The organism is Pontibacter ruber (genome assembly GCF_023630205.1).
In the GTDB taxonomy this organism is placed as follows: Bacteria; Bacteroidota; Bacteroidia; order Cytophagales; family Hymenobacteraceae; genus Pontibacter; species Pontibacter ruber.
This window is the reverse complement of sequence record NZ_JALPRR010000002.1, coordinates 250674-276145: the sequence shown is the minus strand read 5'-3', so window position 1 is coordinate 276145 and position 25472 is coordinate 250674. Positions and strand designations below refer to the sequence as shown.

19 protein-coding genes are annotated in these 25472 nt (G+C 48.0%); 11 read left to right on the top strand and 8 right to left on the bottom strand.

Annotated features, from left to right (window positions below):
* Positions 1 to 56: 56 nt before the first annotated feature.
* The 4 genes from MJ611_RS07990 to MJ611_RS07975 all read right to left on the bottom strand — a co-directional run bounded on the left by MJ611_RS07990 (position 57) and on the right by MJ611_RS07975 (position 9651).
* The gene (locus MJ611_RS07990; RefSeq protein WP_250429146.1) at positions 57 to 1073 is read right to left on the bottom strand and encodes a SusE domain-containing protein; all 1017 of its coding nucleotides are present in this window, start codon (positions 1071 to 1073) and stop codon (positions 57 to 59) included.
* 112 nt (positions 1074 to 1185) lie between these two features.
* Positions 1186 to 2781 (bottom strand): RagB/SusD family nutrient uptake outer membrane protein, encoded by a 1596-nt coding sequence (locus tag MJ611_RS07985; protein ID WP_250429145.1) that lies wholly within the window; start codon positions 2779 to 2781, stop codon positions 1186 to 1188.
* A gap of 19 nt (positions 2782 to 2800) precedes the next feature.
* Positions 2801 to 5815, bottom strand: a complete 3015-nt coding sequence (locus MJ611_RS07980) for a SusC/RagA family TonB-linked outer membrane protein (RefSeq protein ID WP_250429144.1) — start codon at positions 5813 to 5815, stop codon at positions 2801 to 2803.
* A 1031-nt stretch (positions 5816 to 6846) separates the two neighbouring features.
* Positions 6847 to 9651, bottom strand: a complete 2805-nt coding sequence (locus MJ611_RS07975) for an alpha-amylase family glycosyl hydrolase (protein WP_250429143.1) — start codon at positions 9649 to 9651, stop codon at positions 6847 to 6849.
* Between the two features lie 397 nt (positions 9652 to 10048).
* On the opposite strand from MJ611_RS07975, the gene gluP reads away from it, so the two are divergent.
* The 8 genes from gluP to MJ611_RS07935 all read left to right on the top strand — a co-directional run bounded on the left by gluP (position 10049) and on the right by MJ611_RS07935 (position 16151).
* The gene (gluP, locus tag MJ611_RS07970; protein ID WP_250429142.1) at positions 10049 to 11182 is read left to right on the top strand and encodes a glucose/galactose MFS transporter; all 1134 of its coding nucleotides are present in this window, start codon (positions 10049 to 10051) and stop codon (positions 11180 to 11182) included.
* 51 nt (positions 11183 to 11233) lie between these two features.
* The gene (locus MJ611_RS07965; RefSeq protein WP_250429141.1) at positions 11234 to 11482 is read left to right on the top strand and encodes a hypothetical protein; all 249 of its coding nucleotides are present in this window, start codon (positions 11234 to 11236) and stop codon (positions 11480 to 11482) included.
* Between the two features lie 241 nt (positions 11483 to 11723).
* A complete protein-coding gene (locus MJ611_RS07960; RefSeq protein ID WP_250429140.1) occupies positions 11724 to 12080 on the top strand; it encodes a methylglyoxal synthase in 357 nt (118 codons plus the stop codon).
* A gap of 168 nt (positions 12081 to 12248) precedes the next feature.
* Positions 12249 to 13343 carry a subclass B3 metallo-beta-lactamase gene (gene bla, locus MJ611_RS07955; protein ID WP_250429139.1) on the top strand — a complete coding sequence of 365 codons (1095 nt, stop codon included), beginning with the start codon at positions 12249 to 12251 and terminating at the stop codon, positions 13341 to 13343.
* 380 nt (positions 13344 to 13723) lie between these two features.
* Entirely contained in the window at positions 13724 to 14230 is a 507-nt protein-coding gene (locus MJ611_RS07950; protein ID WP_250429138.1) for a hypothetical protein, read from the top strand.
* Between the two features lie 84 nt (positions 14231 to 14314).
* Entirely contained in the window at positions 14315 to 14854 is a 540-nt protein-coding gene (locus MJ611_RS07945) for a HEAT repeat domain-containing protein (RefSeq protein ID WP_250429137.1), read from the top strand.
* Between the two features lie 122 nt (positions 14855 to 14976).
* Entirely contained in the window at positions 14977 to 15336 is a 360-nt protein-coding gene (locus MJ611_RS07940) for a DUF4180 domain-containing protein (RefSeq protein WP_250429136.1), read from the top strand.
* A 173-nt stretch (positions 15337 to 15509) separates the two neighbouring features.
* Positions 15510 to 16151: a hypothetical protein gene (locus tag MJ611_RS07935; protein WP_250429135.1), complete on the top strand. Its 642-nt coding sequence runs from the start codon at positions 15510 to 15512 to the stop codon at positions 16149 to 16151.
* A gap of 84 nt (positions 16152 to 16235) precedes the next feature.
* Here the strand turns inward: MJ611_RS07935 and arsC are convergent, their stop codons facing one another.
* On the bottom strand, positions 16236 to 16577 hold the full coding sequence (gene arsC / locus MJ611_RS07930; RefSeq protein WP_250429134.1) for an arsenate reductase (glutaredoxin): 342 nt from the start codon (positions 16575 to 16577) through the stop codon (positions 16236 to 16238).
* 561 nt (positions 16578 to 17138) lie between these two features.
* Between arsC and MJ611_RS07925 the strand changes: the two genes are divergently transcribed.
* The gene (locus MJ611_RS07925) at positions 17139 to 18539 is read left to right on the top strand and encodes an alkaline phosphatase family protein (protein ID WP_250429133.1); all 1401 of its coding nucleotides are present in this window, start codon (positions 17139 to 17141) and stop codon (positions 18537 to 18539) included.
* Between the two features lie 641 nt (positions 18540 to 19180).
* On the opposite strand, the gene MJ611_RS07920 is transcribed toward MJ611_RS07925, so the two are convergent.
* From MJ611_RS07920 to MJ611_RS07910, 3 genes are all read right to left on the bottom strand, one after another.
* Positions 19181 to 19930, bottom strand: coding sequence for a metallophosphoesterase family protein (locus MJ611_RS07920; protein WP_250429132.1), 750 nt, complete (start codon positions 19928 to 19930; stop codon positions 19181 to 19183).
* A 3-nt stretch (positions 19931 to 19933) separates the two neighbouring features.
* Positions 19934 to 20689: a nucleotidyltransferase gene (locus MJ611_RS07915; protein WP_250429131.1), complete on the bottom strand. Its 756-nt coding sequence runs from the start codon at positions 20687 to 20689 to the stop codon at positions 19934 to 19936.
* Between the two features lie 228 nt (positions 20690 to 20917).
* Entirely contained in the window at positions 20918 to 22255 is a 1338-nt protein-coding gene (locus tag MJ611_RS07910; protein WP_250429130.1) for a glycoside hydrolase family 2 TIM barrel-domain containing protein, read from the bottom strand.
* Positions 22256 to 22480: 225 nt separating this feature from the next.
* On the opposite strand from MJ611_RS07910, the gene MJ611_RS07905 reads away from it, so the two are divergent.
* Positions 22481 to 24292: a glycosyltransferase family 2 protein gene (locus MJ611_RS07905; protein WP_250429129.1), complete on the top strand. Its 1812-nt coding sequence runs from the start codon at positions 22481 to 22483 to the stop codon at positions 24290 to 24292.
* A 375-nt stretch (positions 24293 to 24667) separates the two neighbouring features.
* Positions 24668 to 25465, top strand: a complete 798-nt coding sequence (locus MJ611_RS07900) for a hypothetical protein (protein ID WP_250429128.1) — start codon at positions 24668 to 24670, stop codon at positions 25463 to 25465.
* Positions 25466 to 25472 lie beyond the last annotated feature (7 nt).

The following is a 25472-nucleotide window of genomic DNA, read 5'->3' as shown; positions in this document are numbered from 1 at the left end:
GAGGTTGCCGGGTTTATATATCTGATAAGTACTGCCAATAACGAACAGTATTTGCTTTATTGTTTCTTTAACTTATACAAGTAGTAAGCTGGATTGCTCAGGTCAAGCGTGATTTCGTAAGTACCCGCTTCTTCAATTTTGATGTTGTCAGAGCCAAACTCCAGAACACCATCTGCTGGTCTGTCATCTTTTTCATCGCCCAGGTTGATATCCCACTTATCGTTTGCTCTGAACTTGATCTCACCTGCAGTAAGCGGTAGCGTAGCTTTCCATACTTTCTCCGTTGCATCGTAGGTTAGGTCTTTGTCTACATCCCAGCTGCCGGTTGCATCGCCAACAACACCCCAGGCAGTTTTGATTGCCTCCCAGGTTAACCCTTTTGTATCAGCCTTTAACAGGTAGTATCCAGGCTCCTCAACTTTCAGGTTATCACCAGTAGTGCTTAATTTACCTGCTCCACCGGTTCCGTAGTTGGTGTTGTTCCAATTTGGCGCACTGGTAAATTTGAATTCTGATGCCTCCTGAAAATTAACAAATCCCTCGTATTTCTGGTCATCTTTAGCCGAAGAAATGCGTGGTGCCACATCCGGGCTCCAGCCCTGGTAACCTCCCGGAACATAAAGCGACGGATAAACAGGGATATCTTTGTATGGTGTAACAGTTAGTGTAACAGGAGCCGAATATACTGCCTCCACATTACCTCCATAAGTGGCTTTTACCCTTACATCTACTTGTGCTGCAGCTTCTGCAGGCAGCTCCAGTTTGGTAAGAACAGCGTTTAATTCCGATTCAGTAAAAGTCTTTTCTACTGTATCGGCCAATACTTCGGTAAGCGTGGCAAAATTGCTTCCCTTAGGAGATAGCTGCAATGTATATTTTACAGCGTTGTAAGCAACATCTGATTGACTCCATTTCAGGTTGAGTGGCGACCAGGAAAACTTTACGGCCTCCTCTCCCCCATTTTCTTGAGTCAGCACTAAGGTTGTGGCTGATGCGGTCAGAGCCGGTGCCCCTTCTGTACTGATGGTTATACGGTCTTCATCTTTCTCGCAAGAGAAGAGCAATAAAGACATGATACTGAGTATAAATAATCTATTGTACCAGGTTTTCATAAATACATTTCTATAATGATGGATGTATAAAGTATGGAGCGGCTTCTATCACCGCGCCATACTTATTCACATGTTAATATCCGGTGTTCTGCTTCAGGTTAGGGTTAGCTGTGATGTCTGAAGTCGGCAGTGGGTACAGTGTGCGGAAACTTTCCACTGCACGTCCGTCTTTCACACCACCTTTCCAAGGCCACAGGTAAGAGCCTTCTGTAAAGCGCTTGTAGCGGATCAGGTCCGTACGACGGTGTCCTTCCCACTTCAGTTCGCGTGCTCTTTCATCCAGGATAAAATCCAGCGTCAGCTGCGACTGAGTAATGTTACCGCCAGTTCCATTATAGGCTCTTGTGCGCAGTGCATTGATATACGGCAGTGCCTCAGCAGCATTGTTGCCGCTTCGCAACAATGCTTCAGCATACATCAGGTATGCATCTGCCAGTCGGAACATCGGGAAATCTGTATCCGGGTGGTTACCTGTTGGGTCGGAGCCTACCTGCCCGGTAGAGCTTACGTTTTTATACTTGGTTATCGCATAACCATCTGTAAACGTGAAGATATCGTTAATCTCAAGGCTCTGACCGTTAGTCCAGAAATTGGCGCGCTCGTCTGTGTCGCCGGTGATGTCAGAGAAAAGGTTTACGATGTTTTTAGTGGTGCGTAAACCAGCCCAGCCACCGTTGATGCCAAATGCCGCTGCCGGCATGCTACCACCAACCGGTGCGTGTACCAGGTATGTCATACCACCCCAAGTCGTTGTTCTTAAACCATCAAACGTAATCGGGAAAATAATCTCTCTCGACTTGTTGTTGTCAGTCAGGAACAGGTTATCGTATTCTTCCTCCAGTTGATAGCCGGCATCGATCACTTTCTTAGCATAGCTGGCAGCATCTGCATAACGGGCAGTGCCCGTGTATACTTCCGCATTCAGGTACAGCTTAGCAAGCAGCATCCAGGCAGCAGCCTGGTTAGCACGGCCATAATTGGTCATGTTACCCGGAGCAGGTTGCATCAACTCGTTCTGTAACTCCAGCAGTTCTTTCTCGACGTAAGTAAACAGCGCTTGGCGGTTTGTCTGCTCCGGGAAGAATGCCCCAACTTTCTCTTTTTCTGTTACAAACGGCACGTTGCCATACAGGTCCAGTGCATGCCAGTAGCTAAGGGCACGCAGAAAGCGGGCTTCAGCACGGAAAAATTTCGCTTCTTCCAGGTTAGCGCCGGTAATGCCGCGCTCGCCTAGTTTATCATCGGATAACTCGCGGATAAACTCGTTGGTAAGGGCTACCTGGTAGTAGATACGGTCATAAAGGGCACGTAAAAATTCGTTTGCCGGCGTCCAGTCCATCTCGTGCAGGTCGCGGAGGTTGCCGTCGTTCCAGGCAATTACCGCCTCGTCGGTAGACAGCTCCTGAGCCTGCCAGTACTGGCGCAGGTAGTTGGAAGCACCCTCGTCACCACCTAAAATGTCTGGCTTACCCGTAGGGCCTTGTTGCCCGGTAACGGCATAGCCTGCATACAGCTTAGCCAGTATCGGTTTATAGTTATTGAAATCTTTGTAAACGTTAGCCGACACAACATCATACTTCGGCTCAATATCCAGGCTATGATCGCATGATGCTGCCATCATGGTAACCGCACCTGCCATCAAAATATTTCTTATGAATCTCTTATTCATGGGTTCTGTTCCTTAAAAATTAAAGTTCGATGTTCAGGCCAAGTGTATACATGCGTGGTCTTGGATAGAAGTTGTTATCGATACCACCTGCAATCTCCGGATCAAGGCCTTTATACTTCGTTATCACAAAAGCATTCTGCAAACCGGCATTCAGGCGCACACCCACTTTTTCATTCAGGATGCGGCCGAAATTGTAGCTCAGGTTGGCACTCTCCATGCGCAGGAACGAGGCATTCTCTACATAGTAGTCCGAAAACAGCTGGAAGTTCTCAAAGTCAGTCTCCAGTACGTTTGGCGACACGTTGGTCAGGTAATTGGAGAATGAGAAGGCTCTGTACGCACCGTTGTTTGAGTAGATGTTGTTGTACATGTAGTTGCCAAAGCTGCCGCGCATCACAAAGTTGAAGTTCCAGTTGCCGTAATTCAGATCTGAATTAAAGCCCATGAATACTTTTGGCTCCGGATTCTTGTAGCGGTACTTGTCGCTTTCGTTTACAATACCATCACCGTTCAGGTCAGCATAAAGTCCTTCAACCGGCTTTCCGTTCTGGTCATACACTTGCTTGTATACATAGAAGGCGTTTGGCGCATACCCCACTGTGTTCACCTGGATGTTGTTACCAGTACCACCAGCAATGCCACCTACCAGGTAACCAATCGAGTTTTCATCCTTTACCTTACTCAGGTTTGTGATTTCACGGTTGATGTAAGTACCGTTAACACCAAAGTCCCAATTTAACTTCTCATTGGAAATGATACCGAAATTCAGGGCTGCTTCCAGACCTCTGGTCTCCATGTTGCCAACGTTGGTGGTCAGCTCATTGATCAGGTTAGTACCTGCCGGAACCGAAATAGTAGCAAGAAGATCTTCGGTATCCTTGAAGAAATAATCCAGGCTACCGTTGATTCTGCCATTCAGGAAGCCAAAGTCCAGACCGGCGTTATAGGTCTGTGTTTCCTCCCACTTGATGTTCTCATCATACCCTTCAGGGCGGAAAGTAGCATAGTAAACCGGACGCCCCTGTGCATCAAAGCCTAATTGGTATTGCGCAGTGTTGTCGCCCAAGGTGTAACGGGACAGATATGGGAATACATCGCTGCTAGACGAAGAACCTATATCCTGCTGTCCTGTTTTACCATAACCCAAGCGCAGTTTCAATTCAGACACGGTACCGGAGTTTTTCAGGAACGCCTCTTCGTTGATTCTCCAGGCAACAGCCAGCGCAGGGAACGTACCCCAACGATTGTTCTCGCTGAAACGGGAAGAACCGTCTCGGCGGATGGTAGCTGTTAACAGGTAACGATCCATCACAGAGTAGTTGATTCTACCAAAGTAAGACTTCAGACGATAAGGTATTTCCTGTGGTCTGCCTGCTTCGGTAATCAGATCACCTTTTGCATTAAGTACCGGGAACTGTGGGTTCTCGGTCACAAATTCCTGGAAGCCGTAACCGGCTGTCGCGTCAATTCTGCTCTGGAGGAAACCCAGTTCTTTTACATAATTCAGGTAAAAATCAGTAAGCGTGTTGGTTTTCTTTTGTGCAAAAGAACTTACACGTCCACCCTCGGCAAAGTTTGGAGCAAACGTAGCCGGGAAGCTTGTAGAGCCATCGCTGTCGGTTACATCGTAACCCAGGTTCAGGTTAGCACGCAGCTCCGGAAGGAAGTGAAACTTATAATCCAGCTGCAGGTTGCCAATGCTTCTTTTCACATCGCCCTGGTCGTTGCGCTGCTCCAGTAAGCTCAATGGGTTACGTGTAGCCAATGGGTTAAAGCTTCCGTCTGCGTTCGTCCACTGGTAGTAGCCACCAAACTTGTTCTCCTGATAAACGGGCTGAGTTGGGTCAAAAGCAATGGCGGCACCTATAGCACCTTTGTCGGCGAAACGGCTGTCGGTAAGAGCACCTTTCACGTTCAGGTTTACTTTCAGGTGGTCGTCCAGGAAGCTTGGGTTCAGGCTAACAGCAGCAGATGTACGCTGAAACTCTGATGTCTTCAGGATACCTTCCTGGTTGAGATAGCCAAGCGATATACGGTATGGCAACGACTTATAAGCACCTGAAAGGCTTAGGTTGTTATCTGTAGTAAAACCTTTCTGGAAGATCAGGTCCTGCCATTTGGTGTTAGCAGTACCCAGCAAAGCTTTCTGAGACTCCGATCCACGTTCGTTCACAACCCTGCGGAACTCATCAGCTGAAAGTACATCAACTGTTTTGGTCACGTCAGAGACAGAATTCTGTGTTGTAAAGTTTACTTTAAGCTTATCACCAGCTTTACCTTTTTTGGTAGTGATGATGATAACGCCGTTCGATGCACGCGAACCGTAGATAGCCGTTGCCGATGCATCTTTCAATACGTTGAACGACTCGATATCATCCGGATTGATGAAGTTAAGCGGGTTACCTGATCCGGCAACCGTACTGTTATCTACCGGTACTCCGTCTATCACGATCAGTGGATCGTTGCTACCTTTAAGGGAAGCACCACCGCGGATACGAATACGACCTCCTGATCCTGGATCGCCGCCGTTAGAAGTAATCTGCACACCGGCTACCTTGCCCTGGATGAGCTGCTCCGGAGTGGTTACCTGGCCCTTTACAAAGTCCTCGGATGTTACGGAAGTTACCGATCCGGTCACATCACTCTTTTTCTGGGTACCGTAACCAACCACCACTACTTCCTGCAGGGCTTTGGTATCGGTTTGCATGCTTACGTTTACTGTGGCACGGTTGCCGATGGCCTGCTCCTGCGTAGTATAGCCGATGAAGGAAAACACCAGTGTACCACCGGACGCTGGCACCGATATGGTATAGTTACCGTCTGCGTCGGTAGATGTGCCCTTCGTAGTGCCTTTCAGCACCACGGTTACACCTGGCAAGCCTCCACCGTTCTCATCCGTTACTCTACCACGCACCGCTACCTCCTGGAAGGAAGCCCGATTCGTCTTCTCGATCTTATAATTTGTCGCAAGTATATCACCGTTGCTGTTACTGCTCTGGGCATTGCCAGCCATGTAGAAGCAACATAGCGCCACAGTTAAGCTAAATTTGCCTAGCCGTTTTGTAGACTTTTTTCGCATAGATTTTTGATTAATAGTCTGTTTAATTCTCTCATTTAGGATGTATAAAAAATCCCGTTTCTCCTGGGTGTAGCAGGAAAGAACGGGTAAGGGTAATCTATGTATGTGGCTTCCGAGAACCTGAGTTGCGAAGCACACCTGTTGTTACTATTCTTAAAGATGCATGTAAGATCTTGAGAAAAATACCTGCCTCCCTTCCTGCTGATCAAGCATCCTGTAAGGGCAATAGTAAAAGACATGTATAACTGGGAAGGTCTTGTTAAAAAACTGGGGTGATGCTTAAACAGGTATTGGGCAGGCAAGGAAAAATGCCTGGAAAGGTTCTGGAATAAGATGTGTCCTAAAATAAAAAGCTGTGCACCCCAACCACAAAAAAGTTGGTTTACGTACATACCGATTTGACAAAAAAATATAGCCTTCATCTAAGCTATTATAGAACCCTTTTCATGCTGGCACACCCTGTTTTAAACCAATAAACCCCGCTTTATACTGGATTAAAGCTTAAAAGTTCAATATTTAAATGACTAAATATAGTCTATCCAATCGAAACTAAAAAATTTACTTCAAGGTATTTATTGAGCATCTTACACAATCATCACTCCGTCAGGTATTTCAGGTAAAGCTATTGTTGTACTACATGCTTACAGAAAGGCTGATTCAATGATAAATATACCATCAATGGTATCACATCAACTTATGTTACACCTTGCCTTTATAGCTTAAGCTAAAGCGTACAACTATAGTACAGCCTTTGCTTATTTTTGTTTAAAATGTTATTTAAATAGAACAATACCAATACCGCTCCTCACTTATGCTTTCCTTTTATTAAAAGTAATTCAAGCGATAAACGAATCAAAGGGAACTTATGCTCATATCCACTTACTAAGTATAAGCAGAAGTTTCAGCCATATTTTGAGTGAGCATTGAAATCAGGAAAGTATAGCACCGGGCGTTTGAAGGCTCAGGCTATACTTCCCTGAAATTGATCAATTCAGTTTCAGCAGCTTCTTTGTAACTCTTTGCTCACCTTTCTTTACCTGCAGCAGGTAGGTGCCAGCTTTTACCTGGCGTAGCTCCAACGGGTACTGCAGGCGTTGCTGGTGTTTTACAGTTTTCGTTGTTCTCAGCACTCGTCCGCTCAGGTCGCTTAACTGCAGCTCTACCTCACCACGGTAATCATCCGATAGCTCTACCACGGTTGTGTGCTCTACCGGGTTCGGGTACACCTGTACGGTGTGGCTTTCCGGCAACTCGTCTTCGGCTGCCAGCACCACTCCCTGCCATGGCACCAGGCCGCTTTCCGGGGTCGGAAGCTTCACAGAAGTATATAGGCGGAACTCACCCGGCTGCAGCACGATCTGCTCCAACGGGTTTGTAACGTTTACCTCTTCACCGGTAAAATAGTCGATCCATTTACCTGCCATCGGGAAACCGGCTTCCGGGCTCTGTATCTTCACGTCGAAGTTGCCGATGATGAACACATCCATCGTTTCGTCTTTCATGATAAGCCGCTTCACGGTTGTACTGCTCTGCAGGTTAAAATCGGTTGTCTTGAAAACAGGATAGGTCTGCTTGAGCTTGATCAGTTCGGCGTATACTTTGTATAACTTCTGACGCTCTGTATTTTGCTGATACTCCCAGCGAATAGGCTTCGGGTCGGTGCGGCCAATATAGTCGATGGATACGTCGTAGCCAAGTTCACCAAACTGCCAGATCAGTTTCGGGCCAGGCACCGGGAAAAAGAAAGCAGCATCCAGCTTTGCACGGTTCAGGGCAGTGGTCAGGTTGCGGGTGTTGTAGGTACCCTCCGAGCGGCCGTTCTTCACCACATCGTAGATCAGGCGCTCTTCGTCGTGGCTCTCCATGTAGCCCACCACGTAGGGCTGCTGCCAGGTGCGCTGCTTATAAGAGATCCATTCGAAATTAGAAGCATTTCCTTTTGCCGCGTTGCGGTAGTCGTAGTTCAGGTTGCCCCAGAACAGCATGCCATAGTCAGCCAGTTCTTTTTCCTCCCTGTTCTCAGACAGGTGCTCCAGCATAACGTAAGCCGTCGGGTCGTAGCTGCGGATCTCATCGTAAATGCGCTTCCAGGTAGCAACACGCGTCGCATCGTAGGCACTCCAGGCACCTACGTCGTTGCCGGTGTTTTTCTGGGTAAATCCTTTGGATAGGTCAAACCGGAAGCCGTCGAATTTATACTCTTCCAGCCAATAGCGATTCACCCGCTCCACAAAAGCTTTTGTAGCGGCACTTTCGTGGTTAAAATCGAAGAACACGCTGTAAGGGTGCGTGGCCTGCTGGTTAAAATATGGGTTGTTGGCAGCAGGCTTAGATCCGTCCCAGTACATTTTCACATACGGAAATTCGTAATCGGCCTGGTTCAGCACCATGTCCAGGATCACGGCCATGCCGTTTTCGTGGCACTTGTCAATAAAGGCTTTCAGATCGTTTTCGGTACCGTAGGCTTTGTCCGGAGCGAAGTAGAAGATCGGGTTATAGCCCCAAGAGTTGTTCCCTGAGAATTCCATGATCGGCATCAGCTCGATGGCATTTACGCCCAGTTTTTTCAGGTAAGTGAGCGTATCGGCAAGGGTTTTATAGTTCTGGGTAGCCACAAAATCGCGCACCAGCAGCTCGTACACCACCATGTTCTTGGGGTCCGGCCGCTCGAAGTTCTTTACCTTCCAGTTATAAGGAGTCTGGTTTGTCTGCAGCACCGATACGATGCCATTAGCCCCCTGCGGGTAAGGCTTCAGGTTCGGGTAATTGGCAGCGGTCAGGTACTTGTCGTTGTTCGGGTCGAGGATCTTTTCAGCGTAAGGATCGGCTACGGCTATGGTACCATCCACAAGGTATTGAAAGGCTACCTCCTGCCCTGCCGGCAGGTTAGTCAGTTCCAGCCAGTAACGGGTGCCGTCCGGGGTACGCTTCATCAGGTATTGGGGCGAAGGCTGCCAATTGTTGAACTCCCCGATCACGTACACAAAGCTTTTCTCCGGGGCAAACAACGACAGTACCGCGCTGCTGCCACCCGTATAGTTGATGCCGTCTTTTATGCCTGCAGGAAGTGCAGCAACAGCCGGCTGCGGCTTCACCGTGTAGTTGAAAGTTGCCGATGCGCTCTCTGAACCAGCCACGGCCTCCAGCACAACGGTTTTTCTGACACCAGCCTGGTTGCCCGCGTTCAGTTGATAGGTAATGGAGTCTTTGTCCTGTACCGTTGTTACAACCGCTCCGTCTACTTTAAGGGTGATATCCGAATTCTTCGAAACGTACGCTTTTACAGGGATCAGGGTGTTAGCATCTACATAGAAGTCTTTTTCCGCAGGTGTGCGGAGCGCTACGTTCATACTTCCGTCGTAGATCGTCACAAAAAAGTCTTCGGTCTGGGCTTTGCCGTCGCCGCTCTTGAGCAGCACCCCGAGCTTACGGATGGGCGTACCCGCAGGCACACCATAGTACTGGCGGGGCACCAGCTTTATCTGCCAGCGGTTGTTGCCCAGGTACGTCATCTTGCCCGGGTTAAAAGGCTTCGAGAAGTCGGTCTGGCCCGCGGGCTGGTACTGGAAAGCGTCGCCGGTTGCCGTAGAACCAGCCCCTGACCACAAGTATACATCGGTGGTCTTGCCGAGCAAGCCTTTGGCACGGGCGTCTTTGGCCTGCGTTACGTCAAAAATGAGAGTAACTTCCTGGTCTGCTGACGGGAAATAAGGCTTGGTAGTAACAGCCTGGGCAACTACCTGTACATGAACAACAAGGAAAAGAAAGAATAAAAAGTATAGTTTCCGCATAGTAAAATGATAGGGCTTAGGTGTAGTAAACCACGTTAAAAGTAGGTATAATATTTATATGTAGTATTATTTATCATCTGCTAACTATACTTATTTAGTGAATGACAAACAGGTCTTTCAGGCTGAACACGTACGAAGAGAGGATGCGGTACGGCACGGTATGCAGAACAAAAATTTCAAAATAAAGTATGGCTTAGGAGCATGCTGTTGACATGTTGTTATTTGTAATTGATAATCAGACACAAAGACAAAAACGTATACTTTAAAAAGCAGCAATACCTGCCGATTTGTTACCACTATACTGTAGCTTCAGAATAAAAATATGCGTTTCGATAGATATATCTTCACAAAATCTTTAATTTAAGACCCTTTTTAGCCCAAACATAACTACAATCTAATGGCTGGAACCTCACCCCAAACTAAACCCAACGTGGCAGCAACAGGCCACGACACCACCAAGAGCTACACAGGCCCCCTGGTAACCGTAACGCTGCTCTTCTTTATGTGGGGCTTCATTACTTGTCTGAATGACATCCTGATCCCGAAACTGCAGCAGGTATTTACCTTGCAGAACTGGCAGGCCATGCTGATCCAGACGGCTTTCTTTGGAGCGTACTTTATCATCTCGCTCTTCTACTTTATTTTCTCCGTAACAAAAGGCGACCCGATCATGCGCATCGGGTATAAGAACGGTATCATTGTGGGGCTAACGGTGGCTGCCACTGGCTGCGTGCTCTTCTACCCTGCTGCTGATACGCAGAGCTACGGTTTCTTCCTGCTGGCCCTGTTTGTACTGGCCTCCGGTATCACCATCCTGCAGATTGCCGCCAACCCATACGTTACCATACTTGGCACACCCGAAACAGCTGCCAGCCGCCTGAACATGACGCAGGCGCTTAACTCGCTGGGCACTACGGTAGCGCCGCTTATTGGTGGTTACCTGATTTTTGAGGGTGCCGAAGCCGTGGCAGAAGCAAATGCCGACTCGGTAAAGATGCCGTATCTGGGCCTTGCCGGTGCGCTCCTGCTGCTGGCCGTGTTCATCAAAGTATCCAGGCTGCCTCATATTTCCGGCGAAGGCAAGATCGTTGCAGACGCCGGAGCGTTAAAATACCGCCACCTGGTGCTGGGTATCATCTGTATCTTTATGTATGTGGGTGGTGAAGTTGCCATCGGAAGTACGCTGATCAACTTCTTTAAGCTTCCTGAAATTGCCGGCCTGGACGAGGCGGAAGGCAAACACTACCTGGCCTTTTACTGGGGTGGTGCCATGATCGGCCGTTTCTTTGGCGCGGTGGCGCTGGCACAGTTCCGAAACAGCAACACCAAATACATTGTAATGGGCCTGATCGCTGCGGTTGTGTTCGTAACCATGTTCAGCGTGTATGGCCTGAACGAGGCACTTATTACGCTGGGCCTGATTGTCCTGAACTTTGTTGTACTGCTGATGGGTCGCTTCCTGCCAAACAGAACACTGGGCTTCTTTGCAGGTGCGGTAATGGTGCTGCTGCTAATAACCAGCTTTGCTTAGGGCACTACAGCGCTGTGGGCCGTCGTAGCAATCGGTCTGTTCAACTCGATCATGTTCCCGACCATCTTTACGCTGGCGATCCACGGACTGGGTGTACACACCAGCCAGGGTTCTTCGCTGCTGGTAATGGCCATTGTGGGTGGTGCTATTATTCCGCCACTGCAAGGTTACATTGCAGATGTTTCCGGCAACCTGCAGCTGTCCTTCCTGGTGCCGCTGGCTTGCTACCTGTATATTATGTACTATGGTTTCTTCGGCTCTAAGCCAAAGCACGTAGAGGCCGATCTGACAACAGAATAAGCTAACGCAGAACGTATAAAACAAAAGCCCCGGCGTATACCAACGCCGGGGCTTTTGTTTTATACTTCAGATCATTCGGCTCCCTTGTTTATACTTCGGGCGCTCTGCAAAACATCTAAAATATTTGGCCAGTGCTATACTTAATACAACTGAATTGGTAACTTGCTTGTGCCTATACTTTTACTGCAGGTACAGTTGCCGGGTAAAGTCGGGCATACTTATAACTTTAAAAAACTTAACGATGAAGACACTCGCACTGATCGCCCATAACAACAAGAAGACCGAACTCCTGAACTGGGTAAAGAACAACCAGGATGCGCTGCGCACTTACCGCCTGATCGGTACCACCAATACCTCTAAAATGATCAACGACCTGCTGGACATGAACGTAGAGGCGTTCGGACACGGACCAAGCGGCGGCGACATATTGCTGGCAGCCCAGATCCTGCAGGGCCAGATCGACAAGGTTGTTTTCTTTATCGATGTGGAAACACCGCACGGCCACGAGCACGACATCCAAACGCTCATCCGCACGGCAGTGCTCAACAACATTCCAATCGCGCTGAACCGGGCCTCTGCTGATCAGATTGTGCTGTAGGTTAGAGATAGAGTACTTACGTACATAGTGCAGATAAGCGTATGTTGTCGTTTATACAGTAGTTATAGGGCATCTAAATATAATTCTTTAGGTGAATATTAATTTGATTTCTGGTCTAAATATTTAGCTTTGCCAGACAAAGTACTTTTATATTTAAACCTTAAAGCTATGAATACCTCGCTATCAGGTCTTTTAAATAAGAACTCATTGCCAAAGTGGACTTTAGTCGGTGCCTTACTTGCCATATTATTAGTCGTTGCTTTGTCTTGGATTCTTTCAGCGCCGGGTATGAGAATCATATTGGTGCTGTGTCTAACTTCATTATCAGGGGCAGTATTGGCACGTTTCATTTATGCGTTTAAAAGCCATAGAAGCCTTAAGCATAAAATTTGGTTAGGGTTTCTGACATTATTTTCAGCATTATTGGTATTTCTTTCAATTCAATGGAAAGCCGTTTCTGATAAAGGCGGAGAGATAAGGCAAGAACCGTTTCGCATTGCCGGCAACCTTTATTATGTCGGCACGAAAGAAATGACTTCCTTTCTGTTGACTAGCTCCCAAGGACATGTTTTAATTGATGGTGGTTATCCAGGTAACACCGAAATGATAATTAAAAATATTGGCATACTCGGCTTTAAGATCACTGATGTAAAAATATTACTTAACTCACATGCTCACGTAGACCACGCAGGCGGATTGGCTGCTCTACAGGAAGCCTCGGGGGCAGAGCTTTGGATAAGTGAACCAGACGCAGAATTAATTGAATCCGGTGGTGCTGGGAAACGCAATATTGGTTTGATGAATTTTCTAATATACACCGGACTAGCCAAATACCCTGCACCTCACATTGACCATCAATTCAAAGATGGCACCAAAATCGTACTGGGTCCCATTGAACTGACGGCACATATAACACCAGGCCACACGCCTGGAAGCACCACCTGGACTTTCCCCGTTACAGATGGTAACCGAAAATTACTTGCCGTAAACACCAGCAGCCTTACTGTAATCCCAAGTTCATTATTTGGAGAAAAGTATGATGCTGAACTTCAAAGGGAATTTAAACTGAGCTTTAAAAAATTGAGAAGTATCCCCACTGACATTTTCTTAGGGCCTCATGCGAGCTTTTTTGATATGGCTGCTAAGCTGAAACAAAGGGACACAGTTGCTGACCCAGTGGCACCGTTCATAGATAGGGAAGGTTATTCAAAATATATTGATAAGTCTGAGGAAAAATTTAGAAAAGCTCTCTTAGATAAATAACAGCTTGTGTCTAAAAAGATATAAAGTTTTGATAACTATGGTACTCTCTACAAAGGCCTTAACATCAGTATTTCGCAAATATTATTGAATTAATCAATTCAACTACCGTAATGATAATTTGCTTTTAAACTTTTAGTCTAAACACAAGTTGCATAAAACCGCAGGGCTTTAATTCTCTAATAAGAATGTGTGTGATAATAAAGAAAAATAAAATACGACCTGTATGGGTGAGGAGATAAAATAAACAGACCTGAAACTTGGAATATTACCTTTGTTTAAAAGAATAAAACAACACTATAACATTGTGTATACATCATGCTTCGGCCGACGGCCTAGCACGCTGTTTACACTACCCGTTGGGGTAAATTACAAATAAAGAAATGATAAGACAGGTACTTATAATTTTCATCATTACTATCGCCTTTGCAGGTAAAGGTTTTCCCCAAACCGGATTTGAAGAATGGAATAGAAATTATCCTAAGGTGAATCTGGAAGAAGTCTTAAAGTTTGAACAGCAATATGCTGACAGTATAGAAGCGAATTCAGGAAAAGCTGCATATTACACCAGAGTTGACAAATACCGTTTTAGCGCCACATACTTAGGCGAGAAAAGGAAAGTGGACGCACAAGTGATGAAGTCAATGAAAAACGTTTTTAAACTGTTTGGTGGTAACTCTGAACAATTAGACGGACTTGTTGAGAATGAGTATCTCTTCCAAATAGGAGAAGTGAAATTTTGGGCTCCAATACAACAGCAATTGGAAAAGCCATTCAATAAAGAAGTAAAAAAGGGAAAAGGAGCATTACTTTACTGCATGTTTCTAAATGAGCACTCATCTATTGGGTTGCATAATACACTTCTTATTTCTGAGTTCGCAAAAGAATAACTACTCCCCAACCACACCTATGAGGAAGCTTCGCCATCTCATAGCCCAGACCGTTAGCGGCAATACCAACTATAAATTGAACAGTTGACACAGCAAGAAGAAATTGACCAGTTAAAACAAGATATTCTTTCACAGGAATGGGAAAGAATGAGAACTGCTGCTTATCGCCTTGGAGAAATTGGGGGAGACGAAGTTTTAGGATTTCTATTGTCTCTGCTCAAATCTAAAGACCCAATACTAAGAAATTGTGCAGCTCTGGCTCTAAAAGATATGAAAGACAATAGAGCGGTTGAGCCATTGTTGGAATCTATATTCAAGAGAGAAAACCATAAATATAATGGCACTATGGTCTTTGCATTGGAAGGCTTAGATTGTAGCCAAAATTTAAAAGAGATTTTTAAAATACTCTTCTACGAAAGCTATGAAGCAAAAATCAGTGCTTATGAAATTCTGTCTGAACAGGAGTTTGAGTTCTCAGAAGAAGATTTGCATGAAATAAATCAAATGTGGGCAGACATAAAACTACACCCTAAAAAATGCCCGAACTATGAGTATGAAGAAGTACCAAACATGATACAAAATGCAGTGGATGGTTATATGAGTTATTTACAGGGGGAAAATTAAAAAGAACTAACCGCTAACAAGGTGCAGCCTATATGCTTGGCTATGCCTCGCCCATCAGCTGCACGAATACCGTTAGCGGACGTTTTTAAAAGCGGTGGTATACAAATTGATGGACAGACAAAATGGAAATTGAAGTTCACCATATCAACAATACAAAGATTGCCGAAGTGATTTCGGACGCCACCGAGATTAATAACATTGAAGATGGAGTAAACCTATTAGGGAATTTGTACTTCCAGGACTTCGATAAACTTATTATTCACGAAAGGAATATCACACCTGATTTTTTTGACCTGAAAAACGGAGTAGCGGGAGAAATACTTCAAAAGTTTTCCAATTATCGTGTTCGTTTGGCTATTGTGGGTGATTTTAAAAAATATACCGGCAAAAGCATTACCGACTTCATTTACGAAAGCAATAAAGGCAAACAAGTCAATTTTGTGAGCTCTGTTACAGAAGGATTACACATACTCTCCCATTAATCGAAAGAATAGGGAACAGAAAGACAAGAGTACAACGCCCCGCTGATATCGTGTATAAAACAACGGGTATTAGTGGTTAAGCAAAATCCATTTTCCGCATCAGCACTTTTGTCGACGAATAGTTATGAATCCCGCAATCCCCAAAGTTTCATAAACAACTGTTAGCTTGATCTATGCGAAAGCTTTTACTCTACTTCCTCTTCATAGCGTTTCTATCTTCCTGCTCCAACGCTACTCAGGACAATAAACCGGAGCAGCCAGCAGAGGAAAGCACAGGCGTAACATCAGACATTCCCGTAAGTCCGGTCACTCCAAACGCCACGGCACAGGTTAACACGGGGAAGGCTACTCCAAAAGATGCTGAGGCAGAAGACTGTATCTTCGATCAGGCGACACAAACAGATGAATTTTTAAGAGTTGTGGCTGCGCTGAAGGGATATAAGTGGAACCAGGAAACGCGAACGGCTAGCTTTCTCCTGCCCCAGGGCGATACACTCTTAATTTCCCGTGGCGGGTGCGAGCATTTTACCGTATCCGTAGAGTTCAGGCTCCGCAACGACAAAACCGATTACACGAAGTGGAGTAACGTTTTCTCAAAAGCACTCTGGATCGCGAAAGTGCTCGATCATGAGTTTAACTATGAAGAGCTCAAGTCGGATATTGAAGCAAACAGAATCAACTTCAGCAGGTATGAGGAGACAGGTACGGATGTGATTAGTTTTTCGGAAGAGACATTAACTGACAGAAACTACACGCTGGAAAGGCACCTGCAGCCGGGCCTGCAGAAAATAACCTTAAGCTATACTATAAACTAGAGGTAAGTTTTTAACAAAAACAGCAGCGGAGAAAGTATACCTTCCTCCGCTGCTGTTTTTGATATCTAGTATCTCAGCTATACTTTACAGCAAAGCCTGCACATTTTCCGGTGGCCTGCCAATCACGGCTTTGTCGCCCTTCACCACAATCGGCCGCTCGATCAGCACCGGATTTTCCGACATGATCCGGATCCATTCTGCGTCGGAGAACTGTTTGCCGGCGAACTGCTCTTTGTAGAGCTTCTCCCCTTTTCGCAGCAGCTGCTCTGGTCTGAGCTGCAGCTTTTGCAGCACCTCCTTTAGCTCCTCCTCCGTGGGTGCATGCTTCAGGTACTCCACCACTTCTACTTCCTGGCCGCTCTCACGGAGGAGTTGCAGCGTCTGGCGGCTTTTGCTGCACATGTTGTTATGATATATTTTCAGCATAGTCTTAACCGGTTTGTTCCAAGTATAAAAGTATAAAATTCTTCGCTATGCCTGCTCTGGCAAGTATAAATCGTTGTCCTGTTTGCATGCAGTTCTGCTATCGCTTGCCGCTGCCCTAACTCTACTCAAAGGCATACGTCCTTTACGTCTCGCTTTGCACTTGCAATTAAACCTTCCACAATGCCTTTTAGCACAGGTTAATTATACATTAGAAAGACTCTATAGAACTTTTAAACTCTGCTTCAGCACATCCCGTATTCTCTAGAATCTAAAATCAAAGCAGCAACAACACCTAACTACCTGGCTTGGTTACAATTACAGGATAAGTACACAGTAGAGTTGTTGCAGTTCAAAACAAAAAACGGAATCAGATCGAAACACTTTTACACGGCTTAACATGACGGTTTATCAGGCTGATCTAAAACAGACACGTCAATTTCTGCTGGAGCCTCTGCAAAGGGCAACTTCCCCGGAAGCATTGTACTGGCTGACACAACAGCCGGAGTTTGCTGATACAACGGGAGCTGGACAGGGTTATAAAAACTATAAACCAGACAAACCATGCAGAAAACGGTAGTACTGAACGTAGTAGGCCTTACGCAATCGCTGATCGGTGAGAACACGCCTTTCCTGGCCGAGTGGGCTGCTCGTGCACAGAGCGCCAGCATTCAACCGGTAGTGCCGGCCGTTACCTGTACCGCACAGGCTACCTACCTTACGGGCAAGTTACCGGAAGAGCATGGCATTGTAGGCAACGGCTGGTACTTTAAAGACGAATGCGAGATCAGGTTCTGGCGGCAATCGAACAGGCTGGTGCAGGCACCGAAAGTATGGGAGGTTGCCAAAGCTGCTGACCCCGGCTTTACCTGCTCCAACATGTGTTGGTGGTACAACATGTACTCGTCTGCGGATTACACGCTGACGCCCCGCCCGCAGTACCTGGCCGATGGCTGCCAACTTCCCGACTGCTATACCTACCCTGCCGGGCTGCGCGATATGTTGCAACAAAGGCTGAACACTTTCCCCCTGTGCAGCTACTGGGGACCAAAAACCTCCATTGAATCGAGCCGCTGGATAGCCGAAGCCTCCAAAATAACTGATGATCTGTACAACCCTACCCTCACGCTCATTTACCTCCCGCACCTCGACTATAACCTGCAGCGCCTGGGTCCTTCTGATCCGCGCATTGCCACCGACCTGCAGGAGATTGATGCCCTATGTGCCGACCTGATCAGCTTTTATGAAGCAAGAAGCGCTCAGGTGATCGTGCTCTCAGAGTATAGTATATCGGACGTAAACAACCCTGTGCACCTGAACCGGGTACTTCGGAAGTCCGGCTACCTTGCGGTACGCGAAGAGCGAGGCACCGAGCTTTTAGACGCCGGTATAAGCAGGGCTTTTGCCGTGGCCGACCACCAGGTGGCACACATCTATGTAAAAGACAAGGCAGAACTTGCAGAAGTGAAACGCCTTCTGGAGCAGGTGCCCGGCGTGGAGGAAGTATTGGATGGAGATGAACGCAACAAGTATAGCCTGGCCCATGACCGTTGCGGCGACCTGGTAGCCATAGCGGATACAAACTCCTGGTTCACCTACTACTACTGGCTCGATGATATAAAAGCGCCTGACTTTGCACGAACTGTAGAGATCCACAAAAAGCCGGGCTACGATCCGGCAGAGCTGTTCACCGACCCGAATATCAGATTCCTGATGCCTTTAGTGGCCGGAAAGCTGCTCAAGAAGAAACTGGGCTTCCGCACGCTTATGGACATCACCCCGCTGGACGCCACCCTGGTGAAAGGCTCTTATGGCCGGATTCCGGAGGATAAGCAGAAATGGCCGGTGCTGCTTACCCGAAACAGCAAAGTTTCGCTGCCCTCCACTATACAAGCCACCGATGTGTTTCACCTGATACTCGACCACCTGAACGTACTGCAGAAACAGGAGGCAGTGCCAGCGTAGGCACTGCAACAAATGGCAAAATCCACCTCATCGGGTAGCTCTTTAGTTAGTCGGGCTTGTCCTAACAATGGTGTTACGCCTCTGACTCAACTGGCCCGAAAAGACAGGGAATAGCATAAGGTTTGCTATACTTCGAAGTATAAACACATCCCTACCCCTCCCTAGCGGGAAATATCTGCCTTTGCAAGTATAAGTTTCATGGTTGCTGTGGTCCAACCACCCCTAACCCCTCCTTGTCTAAGGAGGGGAGCTTTACGGCTGTAGCTATTCTTTGAAGTATGAGTTTCATTGCTGCAGGTATAGTGCGGACAGGTCACGACCTGTCTCTACATATAGCTCCAGTTGCATTGCCACTGCCTTCTGCTATCGAACCTGTTTCCAGTCCTTGGGTTGAGCGCATTCTGGGTTTCCGGTGCCACGATAGTGGCAGCCGTTAGGCAGGAAAGCTAGACAGCGCGATGCCCGAGGACGAGGCCCCGCGGCCCTGAGCGCACCAAAAGTGTAAAATGAAACTAGTAGCAAGTAAGACTGAGGAAGAAAGAAAGCTACGAAGCAAAAGACAACACACCCCTTACCTGCTACAATAAAAAGTAACAGCCGCTAATAACTCAGCGGCTGTTCTTGTTTATTGATTTTATACTTTATACTTCAAAGATGTAGAACGGCAGCAGGTAGCCGGCTTTGGTAAGTATTGGCTTCGATACATTGAATATCTTTACGCCCCGCGAGGTCTCTCCTTCCAGCGTTCCTATGTGGGCGTGCCCGTGAAAGGCAGCAACCACATCCCGACGGTTGATTGGTTCGGCAAGGCGCGAAGATCCCAGGAAGGGGAAGATCTGCTCAGGCTCGCCTACCACCGTTGCCTTAATAGGTGCATAGTGCATCACTACAATCTTCTTCAGGCCAGTGTGCTCGCTGTCCAGGCGTGAAAGGGCTGCGTCCAGTTTCAGGGCTTCGTCTACGGCCTCCTGCACGAAGTCCTTCATCATCTTCTCGCCAAACATGCCCAGCATGCCCTGGTCAAAGCCACCACCAAATCCTTTGATGCCGGCAAAACCTACATTCCCGATCACCACCGAGTCGCCATCAAGTACCTGCACTCCTTCTTTGATCAGGGTCTTGCGGATGCCTTTTTGCTGATCGCGGTCAAAATCATGGTTGCCTAACACAGCAATTACAGGTATGGTACAGGTCCGTAGCTCCTTTGCCAGAATTTCTGCTTCCTCTACCCTTCCGGTGTCGGTCAGGTCGCCGCACAGCAGCAACACGTCCGCCTGCTCCGAGATATCCCGGAAATAGTCGGACCATTTGCCACGGTCGGTTTCACGTATGTGGATGTCGCCTACGGCTGCAATTCTTCTTACAACAGGTTCGGTTGCTTCATTGTCCATGCGTTAGATCGTTCTTATGGTCATAACTTTAAAGTCCCACTCCGTAATGTCGTGCCCGTACTGGGTCTGGTCGAAGAAAGGGCCTCTGCAAATTTTTTCCAGTGGTGCCGGCAAATCGTATTGTTCCTGCGCCCGTGCCAGCAGCTCATCAAAAAGCCAGCGCGGAATGATATCGCGCTCAGAAGGATATACGAACTGGAAATTCAGGAACTGAGCCAGCAGCAGGTGCCAGTGCTGCTCCAGGTGCTGCAGCACGCGTTTCCAGTCCAGCTTATTGCCATAACGTAGGATTATGTGGTTGATATCAGCGCCATCGAAGCGCTCCCGGTTCTGCACATAGGTCTTGCACCAGATCAGCTCTTCAGCCGCTACATACTTTACCGGCACCCCGTATAGTTCCCCTTTCACTGCCTTCTGAAACCACACATCGGTTACAGGGCAGAAATTGCCCGGATTATTAAAGATCAGGTCGATGAGATGGTCGCCTTTTTTAGCTTTGGCCAGCCAGCGTGCATCTGTTATTTCGGTTTCATATCCTGCTTCCGATAACACCTTTAAGATGCGCGGGCACTCACCGGCCTTGCAAAATATATCCAGGTCTTTTGTGACACGATCGATACCAGTATATACTTTCAGAGCAAATCCACCACCCACCAGAAAAGGCGCGTCTGCTTTCTCCAGAAGCTCCAGTGCCTCACGGTAAAAGTCCTGTGCAGCCAGCTCTTTTTTATCTATTTTTTGAATTGTTTCTTTCGACATTGTTGCTCCTATTTAACACAATAAAGCTTGTAAACCGCTCAAAGCAGTGGCCACGATGGTTGCCCACGAAGTATGACAAACCAGAGTTTGCACTTCTCAGCCCTGCTGCCGGAGTAGAAGCATTTACTTATTTACTTAATTATTTGTTATGGAATGTGCTATTGAAGTGGAAAAGCAGCCATTACATACGTTGGCTTACGAATGCTGCAGCTAAAAAAATTGTACGATCTAGGGAAATAACGACAAAAGTCCGGTCTTCTTCTTCTCGAAGGGCTTGGTTGGCCGGTCGCCGACATAGAACGGGAAGTTAGCCGTAGAAACGTTGCCCTGGCCATCGTACACGTACACATACAGCCTGTAAGGTCCTTTTTTGCCGGGCGCCTTCAGCCGCACGGTGCTGCCCGAAGCCTGCTGAAACGCATCCGGCAACGGGGCCGGTTTTTCTTCTTTAATGCTGTTGCCATCTTCACTTACCGTTTCAGGGAGCAGTTCCCACCGTAAGTTCAGCGAATCGCCCTCCGGGTCGAATGTATAAACATTGCTGGTATACTCTCCGGAGGGCTTCAGGTACACGTTATCGGAGGCAAACGCACTGTCTACCTGCAGGTAAGCAATGTAGGGGGCTTTGTTCTGTTTCGGTTTGCCTGTCCATAATTCCCGCATAACACCCATCAGCTCGGTTTCTTCGCCTCCTTCCGATACCAGGCTAAACCAGGTGGGAGTGGTTTCATACTTGTAGCCCCATAAAAACACATAAGAGCCCAGGCACCTGCCCGTATCAGCGGCCACCGTGCTCAGGTAGCGCTCTCTGGCAAAAGCTGCCTTTTCAGAACTGGTCTGCTCAATGGGTGCATACCACCACGTCGTGTACGCCTCCCAATAGCCGCGTCCGCCAAATTCCGAGATAATGTAAGGTCCTTTCCAGTCGGTTTGTTCCAGCTCCTGGCGCAGGTTTACCATGGCCCCGAACGAGTTGATCGACAGCACATCAATGGCCGGGCACCGCGCATTGATCAGGTTGACCACCTTATGCGGCACGTTCATAACGGTAGTAGTTGTGGGGTGGTCAGGGTCGACTTCGTGTATCATTACTGCCACCTCGTTCACGGCATTCCATACTTTAACATTGGCTCCGTCGGCATACAGCTCGTTGCCTACGCCCCACATCAGCAGTGCCGGATGGTCTTTAAAGCGTAACACAATCTGCTTGAGCTCCTGCAGCTGCTTTTGTACTTCTTCCTTGTCGTAGTAGTTAAAGCCTTCGCGCTCGCGGGCCATCCATAGCCCCAGTGTTACCGTGAGGCCATGCGCCTGCGCCCTGTCCAGCACTTTCTGCGCATCTTCTGTGTGCCACACACGCACCGAGTTGCCCCCATACGCTTTTACCCGGTCGAAATGCTCGTAACCGGCAGCTCCTTTTATAAAATAAGGCTCTCCATCGCGGTAAAGGGTGTACTCGCCGTTGTGCGCCAATATCTCCACCTTCCTGCCTTTTGACTGGTAAGCACTCTCTCTGTCGGCGTTATTGCCACCACAGGAAAATAAGAGGAAGGGAAAAATATACAAAATTGATAGCCAAACCTTTAGGCCAAGGGTTCGAAACTCAGACATTTAGCAAAGTGGAAAAGGGGTAGATCAGAAAAAGATAATTATACTTTTAACAAGAACTTTTGAAGCTAACTACGAGTATACGGAAGCATATGTTCTTCGACTCGCCTAAATCGAACCACCGAGGATAACATGTGCCGTTGGACTTATATGTGGCCCTTTACAAGATTATTCTCATAAACCATGCTGGACACTTTTACTCATAAGAGCGAAAAGCAAGCAGTTATTCCGGAAGCTTCTCCTAACCCTAAGGATGTCCGTACCATACGGCTGATGATTTTCGTCGGCCTGCTCACGATGGCGATGTTCCTGTACTGGTTCATCGATGACGATCATATTGGCTATGCCCCGCTTTACTGGCTCCTGACCACCGCATTAGGATTTAAGATGCTGCGTACCCTGCACGAGTGGTATCATTATTACTCCGTGAGCACGCCCCTGAAGCCTGCCCTGCGCACAAAATATAAAGTAGACGTATTTACCACTTCCTGCCCGGGCGAACCACACAGCATGATCGTGAATACCCTGGAAGCCATTCAGCGTATCCGCTACCCGCACACCACCTACCTGTGCGACGAAGGAGATGACCCTTACCTGAAATCCGTGTGTGCACGCCTAGGTGTAAAGCACGTGACGCGAACGGTAAAAGTGGATGCCAAGGCTGGTAACGTAAACAATGCGCTGCAGCAGGCCGATGGCGACATCTGCCTGATCCTGGACCCGGACCACGTGCCGGCACCGGAATTTTTGGATGAAGTGCTGCCGTACTTTGAGGACCCGGAGATAGGCTATGTACAGTGCGTGCAGGCGTATTATAACCAAAAAGAAAGCCTGGTGGCTTACGGCGCTGCCGAACAGACCTATAGCTTCTATGGCCCCATGATGATGGGCATGAACAGCCACGGCACCGTACAGGCCATTGGTGCCAACTGTACATTCCGCAGAAAGGCCCTTGACAGCATTGGCGGCCATGCCCCCGGCTTGGCCGAAGACATGCACACGGCCATGCGGCTGCATGCCAAAGGCTGGAAATCGGTGTACGTGCCTAAGATCCTGACCCGCGGGCTGGTGCCCGGCACACTGGCTGCCTACTACAAACAGCAGATAAAATGGGCACGAGGCACTTTCGAGCTGCTTTTTGCTGTGTTCCCGTTCCTGTTCAAAAACTTTACCTGGCGCCAGCGCATACATTATTTCACGCTGCCCATGTACTACCTGTTCGGGGTATTTAACCTGATCGATTTTTCTATTCCAGTATTGTCGCTGGTGCTGGCAGAGTTTCCGTGGTACGTATCGCTGCGCGAGTTTCTGCTCATGTTCGCTCCTTTTTTCCTGATGTCGATCAGTATCCGGCAGTATGCGCAGCGCTGGCTGCACGAGAAAAATGAGAACGGCTTCCACATGTTCGGCGGTATACTTCGTACCGGTACCTGGTGGGTTTTCTGCCTCGGCCTGGTGTACTCCATCTTCCGCGTTAAAGTGCCTTACATACCAACCCCGAAGGACGATAAGCCGAAAAACAACTGGTTACTTAGCCTGCCAAACATACTTATAATTGCTGTAAGCATCTGGGCAATTTTCTATAGCCAGCACATTTACGGGCACCTGTACAACAACCCGTATGTGCAGATGATGGCAATGTTTGCTTTGGTGAACGTAGCCATACTTGGCAGCGTGGTGGTGATCGGGCAGGAAAAAGCGATTGACTGGGTGCGCCGTCATATTTTACATGCAGCCATACTGCAACCGGTGTTACAGCCGCTTCGCCTCATGATCTGGCGCACACGGCATGGCTTCTACTCCGGTATCCGGCAGGTGGCGTTTGTGATAACGCTGCTGGTTGCGTGCGCCTCACTCAGTTACCTGTTCTTTGGCGATGAGATCAAGGCCCGCTTCCTGGCTGATAAAGCCACAAAGACTGAAGAGCCCGGCAAAAAAGCAGTTACCCTTAAATCCGGCACATGGCAGGATGCCTTGCGAAAGTTTAAGGATTAAATTCTGCTCTGCGCATTCTGTCTGCCCCTCCGAACTCTGGGTCATTTCATTCTCTTTTTTGTCATCCTGAAAGGATCTTGTGGGGCCTGTAGCGTAAGCTTAACCACTCTTCTACCAAGTTTCTCAACAGAATGACAGTGATTTTACAGCTTCATTTTCTGAAATGAAACTACCCTGCCTCCGAACTAAAGTATAAACCCGCCAGAAGCTGATAACAACCCAAACGCAGCTGCTTTTCAGGCATTTTCAAGTATAAAAGTATAGCGATACTGCCCCTGGTTACGCACAGGCATGTTCCATATAATATAAACCCCTCCCGCTCCCTGCCGTTTACAATAGCTACAGTACTTATGTAAAACCATAAACCTGAAAGCTATGAACAGACACGAATCAGATTACAACCAGCAGCAGGGCGGCTACAGAACAAGACGTTCTGAAGAGTACCGCCACCCGGAAATGCACTCCGGGCACCACATGGAAGATTACGGCTCGTCTGCACGGGGCGGCTATGGCAATGAGGGGAACAGGAATACCTACAGCAATCAGGGCAATCAGATGAGTGGCTCGCGCAACTTTTCGCGCGTGAACATCACAGACGATGACACCTACAGCACATCCCGCAACTACGGCAACATGGGCAGCTACGGCGGAGCACAGGGCTTCGGAGATGTACGCGGTGGCTACTCGTCTCAGCGGCACTACGACTCCGATACCAACTATAAGTTTGACAGCGGCATGGGCTCGCCCCGAGAGGCCCGCTCGCACCACTACAGCCCGGCCGGACACCCGGCTTACCAGAACAGGTCTTCTTCGGAACAGCGCAACCAAGGCTGGGTATCCGGCCAGAGATCAGGCTCAGACCGTGACCTGTACGGTTCGTATGCGAACAGAGAGTTCCAGGGCCAACGCCAGGGCCGCTATGATTTTGAGCGCGACGAATATACTTCGCCCAGTTACGGCGGCGACCGTGGCCAGTACATCGGCAGCGGCTACGACCGCTACACCCAGGGCGACTACGGCCCAAGTATAGGCAACTACGGCACCCATGGTATAGTAGAAAGAGGCAGCGCCGGTATGCCGTATGGCATGAGTGGCTATTACAGCGGCGGCTACGGCCCACAGGATTATGGCAACAGCCACAACCGCGATATCAGAGATTTTGAACGCTACTAATACGACG

Bases quoted from the DNA above. Each gene is read 5' to 3' on its own strand.
- MJ611_RS07990 (WP_250429146.1), bottom strand. From the start codon at position 1,073: ATGTCTTTATTGCTCTTCTCTTGCGAGAAAGATGAAGACCGTATAACC.
- MJ611_RS07985 (WP_250429145.1), bottom strand. From the start codon at position 2,781: ATGAATAAGAGATTCATAAGAAATATTTTGATGGCAGGTGCGGTTACC.
- MJ611_RS07975 (WP_250429143.1), bottom strand. From the start codon at position 9,651: ATGCGGAAACTATACTTTTTATTCTTTCTTTTCCTTGTTGTTCATGTA.
- gluP (WP_250429142.1), top strand. From the start codon at position 10,049: ATGGCTGGAACCTCACCCCAAACTAAACCCAACGTGGCAGCAACAGGC.
- MJ611_RS07965 (WP_250429141.1), top strand. From the start codon at position 11,234: ATGTTCCCGACCATCTTTACGCTGGCGATCCACGGACTGGGTGTACAC.
- MJ611_RS07960 (WP_250429140.1), top strand. From the start codon at position 11,724: ATGAAGACACTCGCACTGATCGCCCATAACAACAAGAAGACCGAACTC.
- bla (WP_250429139.1), top strand. From the start codon at position 12,249: ATGAATACCTCGCTATCAGGTCTTTTAAATAAGAACTCATTGCCAAAG.
- MJ611_RS07950 (WP_250429138.1), top strand. From the start codon at position 13,724: ATGATAAGACAGGTACTTATAATTTTCATCATTACTATCGCCTTTGCA.
- MJ611_RS07940 (WP_250429136.1), top strand. From the start codon at position 14,977: ATGGAAATTGAAGTTCACCATATCAACAATACAAAGATTGCCGAAGTG.
- MJ611_RS07935 (WP_250429135.1), top strand. From the start codon at position 15,510: ATGCGAAAGCTTTTACTCTACTTCCTCTTCATAGCGTTTCTATCTTCC.
- arsC (WP_250429134.1), bottom strand. From the start codon at position 16,577: ATGCTGAAAATATATCATAACAACATGTGCAGCAAAAGCCGCCAGACG.
- MJ611_RS07925 (WP_250429133.1), top strand. From the start codon at position 17,139: ATGCAGAAAACGGTAGTACTGAACGTAGTAGGCCTTACGCAATCGCTG.
- MJ611_RS07920 (WP_250429132.1), bottom strand. From the start codon at position 19,930: ATGGACAATGAAGCAACCGAACCTGTTGTAAGAAGAATTGCAGCCGTA.
- MJ611_RS07915 (WP_250429131.1), bottom strand. From the start codon at position 20,689: ATGTCGAAAGAAACAATTCAAAAAATAGATAAAAAAGAGCTGGCTGCA.
- MJ611_RS07905 (WP_250429129.1), top strand. From the start codon at position 22,481: ATGCTGGACACTTTTACTCATAAGAGCGAAAAGCAAGCAGTTATTCCG.
- MJ611_RS07900 (WP_250429128.1), top strand. From the start codon at position 24,668: ATGAACAGACACGAATCAGATTACAACCAGCAGCAGGGCGGCTACAGA.